The organism is Streptomyces sp. enrichment culture (genome assembly GCF_964272895.1).
Lineage (GTDB): Bacteria > Actinomycetota > Actinomycetes > Streptomycetales > Streptomycetaceae > Streptomyces.
Window position 1 is genome coordinate 955396 of the sequence record NZ_OZ186832.1, and the last position, 12034, is coordinate 967429.

The window sequence follows — 12034 nt, forward strand, 5'->3', positions numbered from 1 at the left end:
CCCGCACCTGCCCCCTCCCCGAACAGGGGAGCCCAGGAAACCAGTAACATGCGGCGCCATGAGCTCCCCCACTGGGCCCGCGTCCGGCCTGCCAGTACGAATGCCGCGCCCCCGCCAGCCCGGGCGACACCGCCGACCCGAGCCCCTGGCGGCTCCCGAGGGCGCGCCCGCGCTCGTCCTCGCGGTCCCGGGCACGCCCAGCGCCGCCACCCGCGGCCTCGCCGAGGAGGTCGTGAGCATCGCCCGCTCCGAGCTTCCCGGCCTCGACGCCCGGATCGGGTACGTCGACGGGGACGACACCGAGTTCCCCACGCTCCAGGCCGTGCTCGCGCACGCCGCCGACGAGCGCACCGCCCGCTACGAGCAGGCGCTGGCCGCGGGCGTGGACGCCAAGGAGCCCGAGGGCCCCGTCGCCGTCGTCGTGCCGCTGCTGGCCGGCCCGGACGCCGCCCTGCTGCGCCAGGTGCGCCAGGCCGTCATGGACAGCCGGGTCGCGGCGGAGCTGACCGATGTGCTCGGCCCGCACCCGCTGCTCGCCGAGGCGCTGCACGTGCGGCTGTCGGAGGCGGGTCTGGCCCGCGCCGACCGCGCCCGGCTGTTCACCGTGGCCACGGCCGCGGACGGCATCATCCTGGCGTCCGTGGGCGGCGAGGAGGCCGTGCAGGCGGCCGGGATCACCGGCATGCTGCTGGCCGCACGGCTCGCCGTCCCGGTGATGGCGGCGGCGCTCGACCAGGAGGGTTCGATCGCCTCCGTGGCCGAGCAGCTGCGTTCCTCCGGCTCGCAGCAGCTGGCGCTGGCGCCGTACCTGATCGGCCCGGAGATCGACGCCTCCCTCGTCGAGGCGGCCGCGCAGGAGGCGGGTTGCCCCGCCGCCGAGGCGCTCGGTCCCTACCCGGCGATCGGCAAGCTCGCCCTGGCCAAGTACACGACGGCCCTGGGCATCGCCCCGCAGACCCCGCAGGGCGCGCCGGTGCGCTGACCCGCACCCCGACTGGACGCCGTACGACGAAGGGCCCGCACCCCCACCGGGGTGCGGGCACTTCCTGTCGCAGGGGTCAGCCCACGACGACGCAGGACGCGGCCGGGACCCGCAGGGAGCCCGCGCGGTGCGGGAGGCCGGTGTCCGGGTCGAGGCGGAACCAGGTCACGTCGCCGGATCGCTCGTTGGCGACGTAGAGGAAGCCGCCGGCCTCGGTGAGGGCGCGGGGCCAGTGGCCGTCGCAGGGGACGGTCGCGACCAGGCGCAGGTCCTCGCCGTCGACGTCGAACACGCACAGCACGTCCTCGCCGCGCACCGCGGTCCACACGAACCGGCCGTCGGGCGAGACCACGATCCCCGACGGATAGGCGTCGCCGTCGGGCGCGCCGGGCAGCACCGGGGTCTCGGTCAGCGGCTTGAGGGTGCCCTCGGCGGCGTCCCAGCGGCAGACGGTGACGGTCGGGGAGAGTTCGTTGACGACGTAGGCGCGGTCGCCGTCGGGGTGGAAGGCCAGGTGGCGGGGGCCGGAGCCGGGGCGCAGGGCGATCTCGCGGTGCAGTTCCAGGCGGCCGTCGGTCAGGGTGCACACCCGCACCGAGTCCGTGCCGAGGTCGACGCTGACGGCCCAGCGGCCGCTCGGGTCGGGCTGCACCTGATGGGCGTGCGGGCCCTGCTGGCGGGGCGTGTGCGGCCCGGACCCGGTGTGCTGGAGCATGCCGGACGCGGCGCCCTCCGGGGTGCCGTCGGGGCGCAGCGGGACGACCGAGACGCCGCCGGAGCCGTAGTCGGCGGTGAGGAGGTGGCCGTCGTGGACGCTGAGGTGCGTGGGGCCGGAGCCGACCGGCACCGGCTTGCCGAGCGGTTCGGGCGCGTCGCCGGTCACCCGGTACGCGGCGACCGCGCCGTCCGCGGTCTCGCTGACCGCGTAGAGGGTGGCGCCGTCGGGGGCGAGCGCGAGGTACGAGGGGTCGGGTACGTCGTCGACGCCGCCGAGGACGGCCAGGGAGCCGTCGCCGGCGTCCACCGCCGCCATCACCACCCCGGGACCGCCCGCCGCCGTGAACGAACCGATGAACGCCCGCCGCGTGCCGCCGTCTGCCACCGCTGTCCCCTTCCGGTCGACTGCCGTCCGGGGCGACGGTAGCACCTGCGGTCTAGACCAAGGGTGGCTCTGGACAGGGTGTGCGCGTCGCGGGCGGGCGGGCTAGGGCGGCGCGGACCGGACGTGGGGCCGCCGGCGACGCGGGTCCGGCAGGGCGCGGGTCGTGGCAGACGGGGTTCCTAGGCGGCTGACGCGCGCGGGGAAGGGCCCGGCTCCGAAGCGGCGAACACGGGCAGGGCAGGCACGGCTCCGAGGCGGCGAGCACGAGCAGGCACAGGCACAGCTCCCAGGCGGCGAACGCTGGGCGCCGGGCGAAGTCCGCAGCTCAGGCCCTGCTCACGCCCCCACGAGCGGAGACCCCGAAGGGGCCCGCAGCGGTACCGCCAGTTCGGCCAGGGCGCGCTCCAGGCCGTGCAGATGGGCCAGGGCGGGCTCGGCGGCGGTCGGGTGGGCGACCGGGATCATGACGACCTCCGGCATGCGCCCGCCCTTGCCCGCCCCCTGGCCCGCCGGGCTGTCGATCAGCGCCTCGACGGAGGTCTGGACGCGGTGGCAGGCGGTGGCGAGGCGGGCGTCGTGGGATGCCTCGGGGTCCGCGGCGACGGCGACCAGGCCGCGGATCTCGCGGGCGCAGTCGTCGAGCAGGTCCAGCACCCGGCGGGCGCGCCGCTTGCGGCCGAGCATCGGGTTCAGCGGGTGCACGAGGGGCGCGACGGCGAGCCGCACCCGCGCCAGCAGCTGCTCCAGCTCGGCCACGCGCGGCGCCGGATCGGCGTCCGGCACCCCGGCCATCCGCGCCGCCGCCTCGGCGGTGGCCGCCCGCACACAGGCCAGGGCCCGCTGGATCCAGGCGTCGGTGACGGCGTGGGTGGTGACGGGGAGGACGAAGAGCACCGCAAGGACGGCACCGAGCGCCCCGACGCCGGTCTCGGCCAGCCGCAGCGCCAGCAGCGCGGGATCGAGCAGGTCGAGAAGCCCGTAGAGCAGGGACGCCAGCAGCGTGACGCAGAGCATCATCCATGTGTAGGACACGGCGGCCGTGTAGAAGATGCCGAAGACGCACACGGCGAGGAGCGCGGAGGAGACCACCGGGTCGCCGTGCACGGGGACGGCGACGAGCAGGCCGAGTCCGATGCCGATCACGGTGCCGAGGACACGCCGGAAGCCGCGGACCAGCGTCTCGCCGCGCGAGGTGGTGTTGACGAAGATCCACCAGGTGGCGCCGACGGCCCAGTACCAGCGCTCCCCGGACACCAGCTGCCCGACGACGAGGGCGAAGCCCGCGCCGACCGTGGCCTGGACCGCCTGCCGGGTGGTGACGCGGGCCAGGCCGGTGCCGCCCGGCGGGGCGACCACGGGCGGCGGGGGCAGCTTGCGCTCGTAGCACCACAGCCCGAACCGCACCGCGGCGGCGGTGGCCACCGACAGCAGGACGGCCGCGTACAGCTCGGGCAGCCGTCCGGGGGTCGCGCTCAGGAACTGGGCGATGAAGTACGTCATGAACGCGAACACGCCGAGGCTGTGACCGCGCGGCCCCCAGCGACGGGCGTACACGCCGGCGCCGACCACCGCGAGGAAGGCCAGGTCACGGGCGACGGGCTGGTCGTGCAGCCCGGCCGCGAGGGCGAGCACGGGCAGCCCGACGGCGGGCAGCAGAGCGGTGGTGGCCATCTGTCCGCGCACGGTGGCGTCGGTGACGGTGAACAGGGCGAGCAGCGCGGCCAGACCGCCGGTGACGGCGCCGACGAGGGAGTGTCCCGCCAGACCGCAGACCACCACGGCGAGGCCCACGCCGAGGACGGCCCGCGTGGCGAAACGCAGCCGCGTCCGCCCCGGGTCCGGAGCCACGAACACCCTCTTCAGCACTGCTTTCCGCCCCCTTGATCGACCGGCATGAAAAAGGCGCCGCGGAATCCGCAGCGCCATCGACGCCTCCATGACAGCATCACTGCCGCCACTGGCTCAAGTGAGCTCGTGATCAATGGGCCAATGGCCTACTCCTTCGGGGCAGAGTCCGGCCGACACCGGGCCAACGGACCACCTCACCTGGTCCAGCCGGGTCGCGGGGTACTGGGCCATTGGTACAGTCGAGGAAGATCAACAAGCCGACGAGGAGGCCGGGCGCGATGGCCGTGGACGAGCTCGACACCCGCATCCTGCGGCTGCTCCTGGAGCAGCCGCGCACCAGCGTGCGCGAGTACGCCCGCATCCTCGGCGTGGCCCGCGGCACGCTCCAGGCGCGGCTGGACCGGCTGGAGCGCGAGGGCGTCATCACCGGCACGGGCCCGACCCTGTCCCCCGCCGCGCTGGGTCATCCGGTGCTCGCGTTCGTGCACATCGAGGTCACCCAGGGCCACCTGGACGACGTGGGCGACGCCCTCGCGTCCGTGCCGGAGATCGTCGAGGCGTTCTCGATCACGGGCGGCGGCGATCTGCTCACGCGGGTGGTGGCCCGTGACAACGAGCACCTGGAGGACGTCATCCAGAAGCTCATCAGCCTGCCCGGCGTCGTCCGCACCCGTACGGAGGTCGCCCTGCGCGAGCGCGTCCCGCACCGGCTGCTGCCGCTGGTGGAGTCGATCGGCAGGGCAGCGCCGAGGTAGGAGAGCCCCAGGCCCGGCGGCGGCCCGAGCGGTGGCCCCGCTTCTAGGAGCGGCGGCGGGGCCTGCCGCGGCTGCCGCTGCTCTTGCCGGTGCCCTTCGCGCCGCCCTTGCCGCCGCCCGTGCGCGGGCGGGAGCCCTTCGCCGGGGCGGGCTTGCGGGCCGCGGGGGGCTTGGGCTTGCCTTCCTTGGCGTCGTCAGGGCGCTGACGGCCGCGCGTGCTGTTGACCGTGCGGCCCCGGACGATGCCGATGAAGTCCTCGACGAGGTCGGTGTGGGAGTCCTCCGGCCAGGACAGGGCCACGCTCGACCGGGGCGCGTCGGTGACCGTGCGGTACGTGAGGTCCTTGCGGTGGTGCAGGCGGGCCAGGGACTGCGGGACGACCAGCACGCCGACGCCCGCCGCGACCAGCTCGATCGCGTCCGCGGTGGTCGCGGGCCGCTCGATGGCCGGCTTGCCCGGCAGCCGCTCCCAGCCGAGGACGTCGTCGAGAGGGTGGAAGACCACGTCGTCGGCGAGGTCGGCGACGGTGACCTCGTCGGCGGCGGTCAGCAGGTGGTCCTTGGGGACGACGACGACCGTCGTCTCCGTGTAGAGGGGAATCGCGCTGAAGACCGTACGGTCCACCGGCAGCCGTACGATGCCGGCGTCCGCCTCTCCCGCGCGCAGCACCTCGGGGGCTTCGGCGGCGGCGACGGGGACCAGGGCGAGCGGGACGTCGGGCAGGCGTTCCTCCCAGGTCCGCACCCACTTGCCGGGGGTCGCCCCGGGGACGTACGCGAGCCGGAACGAGGGGGGATCTTCGGGGCCTGTCACTCCGCCAGGTTACCGGCTGCGGCCGCGGGACCCGCACCCGGCGGAGGCCCGTGACGGGCGGGGACGGCGCTGTCATCGGCGGGCCCAGGTCGCTGCGGTCGGGAGACGGAGGTGCTGTGACCGACGGGCGGCGGGCCACGCTGTGGTCGGCGGGCCCGCACCCGGCGGATAGTCTGGTCGGCATGAAGTCGCACCAGACCACCCAGACGATGAAGCCCGCGACCGCGGCGAAGAAGCTGGGTGTGTACCTCCCCGCCACCCCCGCCGAGTTCCAGGAGGGGGTCGTCACGCGCGCCGAGCTGAACGAGATGCAGGCGAACCCGCCCGCGTGGCTGCGGGAGCTGCGACTCAACGGTCCGCACCCGCGCCCGGTGGTCGCGGCGAAGCTCGGTGTGTCCATCGCGGGCCTGGCCCGCGGCGGTGTCACCGAGGCGCTCACCACCGAGCAGATCGAGGCGCTGAAGGCCGAGATGCCCGAGTGGCTGCAGAAGGAGCGCGCCACCCAGGCGGAGGTCCGCAAGGAGGCGGCACGCCTGAAGAAGCGGGACGCGGAGCGGGCGCAGCAGCAGGGGTGACGGCAGCGGGAGTGACGGCAGCGGGGGTGACGGCAGCGGGGAAATCCGTTTGAGGGGCCCGGTGCTCTCCATGATGATCTCCGTCATGTTCTCGCGCCGGAATCGCCGCCCCAAGACCCCCGCTCTCCTCAAGGCATGGGAGCTGCTGGACTCCCATGATGTGTCAGGTGCCCTGCGGCAGCTGCGGTCGGACACCGACAGCCTGCCGCTGGGCGAGGTGGCGCTGGTGGTCGCGCGGACCGCCGAGGTGGCGGGGTTCGACGACCTGCGGCAGGCCGCGACGGCGCTCGCCGCGCGGCCGGAGCAGGCCCAGGCGCAGTACGACTACGGCTACGCCTGCGTCGAACGCGGAGTGTCCTTCCTGGCCGTGCCCGCCCTGCGCGAGGTGCTGCGCACCAACCCGGAGGCGCTGGGCGTGATGCGCGAGCTGGTCTCGGCGTACGAGCGCGAGGGCCGCCACCGGGAGGCGGTGGAGCTGCTCGGCCGCTACGAGGGCGAGTCCGCGCCCTGGCCGGACCGCTATCTGCTGGTCCACAACGCCCTCATGGCCGGCGACCTGGAGCTGGCCCGCCGCCGGCACGCGCTGCTGGGCGACCCCGACGACGCGCGGTGGCTGCCCGCGCGGCAGCGCCAGACCCGCATGCTGGAGCGCGCCGCGGCGGCCGGTCCGCGGGACCTGTCGGACCTGCGCGGCTGGCAGTACGTGATCGGCGGCACGATCCTCGGCACGCTCTCCCCCTACGGCTTCGGCGCCGGGATGAACGGCCGGTTCGCCTGGCTGCAGGACACGCCGGAGCAGTGTCTGCGCGGGCTGCTGCGGCTGCGGGCGCTGCTCGCCGCCGCCGAGGTCGGCCCGCGGTCGGTGTCCCTGCTGCCCGACCGCGACAGCCAGATCCTCGGGCTGGCCGCCGCGGAGCTGCTGGGTCTGCCGGCGGAACCCTTCGAACCCGGCCGCGAGGACACGGTGGTGATCGCCTACGACCTCACGGTGCTGGAGGAGCCCGGCGGCGAGGTGCTGCTCGAACAGCTGGACCAGCGGGTGCCGGGGCAGGTGCTGCACGAGCACGCGAGCTGCTGGACCAGCGCCCCGGTCGTCACCGCGGACAGCGTGGCGCTGCTGCACCAGTCGGTCACCCCGCCCTGGGGCGAGCGGCTGCGGGTGGGCGAGGACGGCGAGGTGGGGCGGGAGCCGGCCGACTCGCGGCCCGCGTCCCGTGTCGCCGAGGACATCCTGGCCGCCGACCCGGCGCCGGACGAGGGCGACGGCGAGACGCCGGCCGATCCCGACGAGGCGTTCGCCGACTTCGTCGCCAGGGTGCGCGGCACATGGCTGCGGGGCGACCGTACGGGGCTCACGTCCAGCGGTCCGGTCCCGAGCGGCCGCTTCGCCTGACCTCGCCGTCCGACCTCGACAGTCTTGTAATGGTTTCTGCACGAAGCGTGCCCAGTTCTGTCAACTCCCTTCTGTGCAGCGCGGGTTGAGCCATGATCAGAAATGCCCCTGGGCGCGCTTCGGAACTGCCCCGGGGATCCTCATGACTCGGAAAGGCTGCGCATGAGCGTGAAAACCGGTCCCCAGCGCTTCCCCGGCTCCAGTCGTGCCAACTGGTACCAGGACGACTATCCCGGTGACCCGATGGAGGTCAACGTCGTCGTCCTGCACACCACCGAGGGCCGCACGCTCCCGGGGTACGGCGGCGGTGCCGTGGCACCCAACCTGACCGCGGTGCCCGACTTCGGGGCGAAGCGGCTCAGGTGGTACCAGCACTTCGACATCGAGGTCTCCTCCCGGGCCCTGGCCAACCGCGGGGACGGCGTGGAGACGAACACCCTGAACGTCTGCCAGGTCGAGCTGGTCGGCACCTGCGATCCCTCGACGCACGCCAAGTGGAAGAGGGCGGGCCACTCCCACATCTTCTGGCCGGACGCCCCGAAGTGGGCGGTCGACGGCGTGGCGAGATTCCTGTCCTGGATGCACGAGGAGCACGGCGTGCCGCTCAGCGGGCCGCGCTCCTGGCCGTCGTACCCCTCCTCCTACGGCAACGGCGGCGGGCAGCGCATGAGCGGCGCCCAGTGGGAGCGGTTCAAGGGCGTGTGCGGGCACATGCACGTGCCGGAGAACGACCACGGCGACCCCGGCTCGATCGACTTCGCCCAGCTCCTCAAGTACGCCCGTGAGGATCTGGACCTCGGTGACGAGCCCGCCGAGCCGGCGCCGGGCACGCCCCGGCGGCCGCCCTTTCCGGGCCGCAAGGCGTTCCGCACCGGCGCGGTCAACGACCATGTGCTGACCCTCGGCCGGCAGCTGGTCAAGCGGGGGTTCGGCGACCACTACCGGGTCGGGCCGAGCCGCCGGTGGGGCGAGGCCGACCGGCTCAATGTGCGCGACTTCCAGAAGTCCCGCCCCGAGCTGCGGGGTGACGCCGACGGCTACCCCGGTCCGCTGACCTGGCGGCTGCTGTTCTCCTGACGACCCGTTCCCTCCGGCTCCGGTCCCAGCCGCTTCGGTGTCAGCCTGGGCCGGGGCCCATGCCGTTGCCCTGGAGGCGTTCGAGGTCGGAGGGGCGCACCTGGATGACCAGGACCGCGACGAGCGCGGCGACCGCGGTGAAGATCGCCGCCATGATGAAGGCGCTGGAGACACCGGCGGCGAGGATCTCGTGGGAGTACGGCGGTGGCAGCTCGCCGGTGCGCTCGAAGCGCAGCTTCTCGGCCGCGGTCGCCTGCCGCAGGAACAGGGGTATCTGCTTGTCGGCCTCGTTGTTGCTGGCCGTGCCGAACATGGTGACCAGGATGGACAGGCCCAGCGAGCCGCCGACCTGCTGGGTGGCGTTGAGCAGGCCGGACGCCGCGCCCGTCTCGCGGACCTCGACGTTGGACAGCGCCATCAGGGTCAGCGACACGAACTCCATGCCCATGCCCAGGCTGAACACCAGGATCGGGCCGAGGATGCTGCCCGCGTAGGTGGAGTGGACGTCGGTCAGGGTGAGCCAGGCCAGGCCGATGGCCGCCAGGATCGCGCCCAGCACCATGAAGGGCTTGGGGCCGTAGACCGGCAGGAACCGTGAGGCGAGCCCGGCACCGACCGCGATGACCGCGCTGACCGGCAGGAACGCGAACCCGGTGGCCAGCGGGCTGAACTCCAGCACGTTCTGTGTGAACAGCGTGAGGAAGAAGAACATCCCGAAGATCGCCGCCGCCAGGCACAGCATGATGCCGTAGGTGCCCGCCCGGTTGCGGTCGGCGAACATGTGCAGCGGGGTGATCGGCTGTGTGGAGCGGCGTTCGATCAGGATGAACGCGGCGAGGACGACGACGGCCGCGGCGAACGACCCCAGGGTGAGCGGATCGCGCCAGCCCTCCTGCGCGGCCCGGATGAACCCGTACACCAGCAGCACCATGCCCACGGTGGAGGTGAGCGCGCCGAGGATGTCGAAGTGGCCCGGATGGCGCTCGGACTCGCGGATCCAGCGTGGGGTGGCGAGCACGATGAGCAGGCCGATCGGCACGTTGACGAACAGCACCCAGCGCCAGTCCAGCCACTCCACCAGGATCCCGCCCATCAGCAGCCCGATCGCGCCGCCGCCCGCGGAGACCGCGGCGAACACCCCGAACGCCCGGTTGCGTTCCGGGCCCTCGCGGAAGGTGGTGCTGATCAGCGCGAGGGAGGTGGGCGAGGCGATGGCGCCGCCGACGCCCTGCAGGGCACGGGCGGCGAGCAGTTGGCCGGAGTTCTGGGCGAGTCCGCCGAGCAGCGAGGCCACGACGAACAGCAGCACGCCGAAGATGAACACGCGCCGTCTGCCGAGGATGTCACCGGCCCGGCCGCCGAGCAGCAGCAGGCCGCCGAAGGTCAGGGTGTAGGCGTTGACCACCCAGGACAGGCTGGTGGTCGAGAAGTCCAGTGACCGCTGGATCTGCGGCAGCGCGATGTTCACGATGGTGATGTCGAGCACCACCATCAACTGGCAGGACGCGATGACCAGCAGAGCCATCGCGTTTCCGCCGCCACCCTGTTGCGGGGTGGCGGTACGTGCTGCGGGAGTCGGTTGCGGATGGCTGCTGCTCATGGGCGTCACACTGCCCTCGCCGGGAGGGTTCGGTGGACGGTGTCCACCGCTGGTCCACCGTTCGACGGTACGCCCGGGCGAGGGGGGTCACCACTCGATCATCAGCGGGCCGTGAGGGGCGCCGTTCCGCTAAGTGGTCGTCCGTGACGCCCTGTTGCCGGCCTCCCGGCGGGGCCAGGTCAGCAGCCCTCGGGGCCGGTCGGAGCCCCGAGTTCGCCAGGGGCCCGCTCTTCGCCAGGGGCCCGCTCTTCGTCAGGAGGCTCCTAGGAAGCTCACGCGTACCTTGCGCTCGGGGTTGTCCTTGTTGGTGTCCACGAGGCACACCGACTGCCAGGTGCCGAGCTCCAGGCGGCCGCCGATGACCGGAAGCGTGGCGTGCGGGGGTACGAGGGCGGGCAGGACGTGGTCGCGGCCGTGGCCGGGGCTGCCGTGGCGGTGCTGCCAGCGGTCGTCGGCGGGGAGCAGGGTGTGCAGCGCGGCGAGCAGGTCGTCGTCGCTGCCCGCGCCCGTCTCGATGACCGCGATCCCCGCGGTGGCGTGCGGGACGAACACATTGAGCAGCCCGTCGCGGCCGCCCGCCGTCTCCCGCAGGAACGCCTCGCAGTCCGCGGTGATATCGACGACCCGCTCCACGGAGCCGGAGGAGATCCGCAGCACTTTGGTGGTGAAGGCATCTGACATGCCTCCCATCCTGACCCATCCGCGCCCGGCGGCGGCGGACCGGCTGCCGGGAAGATGGGCGGGCCCGCCGCGGTTGGTAGAAGCGTGAACACCACACGTGAGGTCGAGGTCGTCGTCATAGGCGCTGGTCAGGCGGGCCTGTCCAGCGCCTATCACCTGCGCCGCACCGGCTTGACGCCGGAGCGCGACTTCGTGGTCCTGGACCACTCCCCCGGTCCGGGCGGCGCCTGGCAGTTCCGGTGGCCCTCACTCACGTACGGCAAGGTGCACGGCATGCACGCCCTGCCGGGGATGGAGCTGGTGGGCGCCGACCCGGAGCGGGCGTCCTCGCAGGTGATCTCCGAGTACTTCGCCCGGTACGAGCAGACCTTCGACCTGCGCGTACGGCGGCCTGTCGACGTCCGTGCGGTGCGCGACGGAGCGGACGGGCGGCTGCTCGTCGAGACCTCGGCCGGCACCTGGACCAGCCGGGCACTGATCAACGCGACCGGCACCTGGGACCGTCCGTTCTGGCCGCGCTACCCCGGACAGGAGACCTTCCGCGGGCGGCAGTTGCACACCGCGCACTATCCGGGCCCGCGGGAGTTCGCCGGGCTGAGGGTCGTCGTGGTGGGCGGTGGCGCGTCCGGGACCCAGCATCTGCTGGAGATCGCCCCGTACGCGGCCGCGACCACCTGGGTCACCCGTCGGCCGCCCGTCTTCCGCGAGGGCCCCTTCGACGAGGAGGCCGGCCGTGCCGCCGTGGCGCTCGTCGAGGAGCGGGTGCGGCAGGGGCTGCCGCCGAAGAGCGTGGTGTCGGTGACCGGACTGCCGCTGAACGACGCGATCCGGCAGGGGCTGCGGGACGGGGTCCTGGACCGGCAGCCCATGTTCGACCGGATCACACCGGACGGGGTCGCCTGGAACGACGGCCGTGAGGTGGCGGCGGACGTCATCCTGTGGGCGACCGGCTTCCGCCCGGCGATCGACCACCTCGCTCCGCTGCGGCTGCGCGAGCCGGGCGGCGGCATCCGCGTGGACGGCACCCGCGCGGTCGCCGACCCCCGCGTGCATCTGGTCGGCTACGGCCCCTCGGCCAGCACGATCGGTGCCAACCGTGCCGGCCGCGCGGCCGTACGGGACATCGGACGCCTGCTGGCCGGCCCGTCGGTCACGATCCCCCGCCCCACCAGGGACGACGCACCGATCCCCGTCTGACGCCCCGCCA

At 73.7% G+C, this 12034-nt stretch carries 11 protein-coding genes; 6 read left to right on the forward strand and 5 right to left on the reverse strand.

Features of this window, described 5'->3' with window-relative positions:
- Positions 1-58: 58 nt before the first annotated feature.
- Positions 59-982, forward strand: coding sequence for a sirohydrochlorin chelatase (locus ACSU6M_RS04245; RefSeq protein WP_437067161.1), 924 nt, complete (start codon positions 59-61; stop codon positions 980-982).
- Between the two features lie 76 nt (positions 983-1058).
- Here the strand turns inward: ACSU6M_RS04245 and ACSU6M_RS04250 are convergent, their stop codons facing one another.
- Positions 1059-2084 (reverse strand): lactonase family protein, encoded by a 1026-nt coding sequence (locus ACSU6M_RS04250; RefSeq protein ID WP_437067163.1) that lies wholly within the window; start codon positions 2082-2084, stop codon positions 1059-1061.
- Positions 2085-2420: 336 nt separating this feature from the next.
- Positions 2421-3950 (reverse strand): FUSC family protein, encoded by a 1530-nt coding sequence (locus ACSU6M_RS04255; RefSeq protein WP_437067165.1) that lies wholly within the window; start codon positions 3948-3950, stop codon positions 2421-2423.
- A gap of 260 nt (positions 3951-4210) precedes the next feature.
- Between ACSU6M_RS04255 and ACSU6M_RS04260 the strand changes: the two genes are divergently transcribed.
- A complete protein-coding gene (locus ACSU6M_RS04260) occupies positions 4211-4687 on the forward strand; it encodes an Lrp/AsnC family transcriptional regulator (RefSeq protein WP_437067167.1) in 477 nt (158 codons plus the stop codon).
- A gap of 43 nt (positions 4688-4730) precedes the next feature.
- Here ACSU6M_RS04260 and ACSU6M_RS04265 read toward each other — a convergent pair whose 3' ends face one another.
- Entirely contained in the window at positions 4731-5501 is a 771-nt protein-coding gene (locus ACSU6M_RS04265) for a LysR substrate-binding domain-containing protein (protein ID WP_437067169.1), read from the reverse strand.
- Between the two features lie 182 nt (positions 5502-5683).
- Here ACSU6M_RS04265 and ACSU6M_RS04270 point away from each other — a divergent pair, with 182 nt between their 5' ends.
- The 3 genes from ACSU6M_RS04270 (at position 5684) to ACSU6M_RS04280 (ending at position 8546) form a co-directional block, all read left to right on the forward strand.
- Positions 5684-6076 (forward strand): DUF5997 family protein, encoded by a 393-nt coding sequence (locus ACSU6M_RS04270; RefSeq protein WP_437067171.1) that lies wholly within the window; start codon positions 5684-5686, stop codon positions 6074-6076.
- Positions 6077-6161: 85 nt separating this feature from the next.
- Positions 6162-7469: a tetratricopeptide repeat protein gene (locus ACSU6M_RS04275; protein ID WP_437067173.1), complete on the forward strand. Its 1308-nt coding sequence runs from the start codon at positions 6162-6164 to the stop codon at positions 7467-7469.
- A gap of 162 nt (positions 7470-7631) precedes the next feature.
- Positions 7632-8546, forward strand: a complete 915-nt coding sequence (locus ACSU6M_RS04280) for a peptidoglycan-binding protein (protein ID WP_437067175.1) — start codon at positions 7632-7634, stop codon at positions 8544-8546.
- Between the two features lie 40 nt (positions 8547-8586).
- On the opposite strand, the gene ACSU6M_RS04285 is transcribed toward ACSU6M_RS04280, so the two are convergent.
- Together ACSU6M_RS04285 and ACSU6M_RS04290 are read right to left on the reverse strand one after the other, a co-directional pair.
- Entirely contained in the window at positions 8587-10071 is a 1485-nt protein-coding gene (locus ACSU6M_RS04285; RefSeq protein ID WP_437067176.1) for an MFS transporter, read from the reverse strand.
- A 327-nt stretch (positions 10072-10398) separates the two neighbouring features.
- On the reverse strand, positions 10399-10827 hold the full coding sequence (locus tag ACSU6M_RS04290; protein ID WP_437067178.1) for a secondary thiamine-phosphate synthase enzyme YjbQ: 429 nt from the start codon (positions 10825-10827) through the stop codon (positions 10399-10401).
- A gap of 84 nt (positions 10828-10911) precedes the next feature.
- On the opposite strand from ACSU6M_RS04290, the gene ACSU6M_RS04295 reads away from it, so the two are divergent.
- Complete coding sequence (locus ACSU6M_RS04295) at positions 10912-12024, forward strand: NAD(P)-binding domain-containing protein (protein ID WP_437067180.1); 1113 nt, start codon at positions 10912-10914, stop codon at positions 12022-12024.
- Positions 12025-12034: the final 10 nt, after the last annotated feature.

Coding starts and splice junctions, on each gene's coding strand:
- ACSU6M_RS04285 (WP_437067176.1), bottom strand. CDS start 10,071: ATGGCTCTGCTGGTCATCGCGTCCTGCCAGTTGATGGTGGTGCTCGAC.
- ACSU6M_RS04270 (WP_437067171.1), top strand. CDS start 5,684: ATGAAGTCGCACCAGACCACCCAGACGATGAAGCCCGCGACCGCGGCG.
- ACSU6M_RS04260 (WP_437067167.1), top strand. CDS start 4,211: ATGGCCGTGGACGAGCTCGACACCCGCATCCTGCGGCTGCTCCTGGAG.
- ACSU6M_RS04280 (WP_437067175.1), top strand. CDS start 7,632: ATGAGCGTGAAAACCGGTCCCCAGCGCTTCCCCGGCTCCAGTCGTGCC.
- ACSU6M_RS04275 (WP_437067173.1), top strand. CDS start 6,162: ATGTTCTCGCGCCGGAATCGCCGCCCCAAGACCCCCGCTCTCCTCAAG.
- ACSU6M_RS04290 (WP_437067178.1), bottom strand. CDS start 10,827: ATGTCAGATGCCTTCACCACCAAAGTGCTGCGGATCTCCTCCGGCTCC.
- ACSU6M_RS04245 (WP_437067161.1), top strand. CDS start 59: ATGAGCTCCCCCACTGGGCCCGCGTCCGGCCTGCCAGTACGAATGCCG.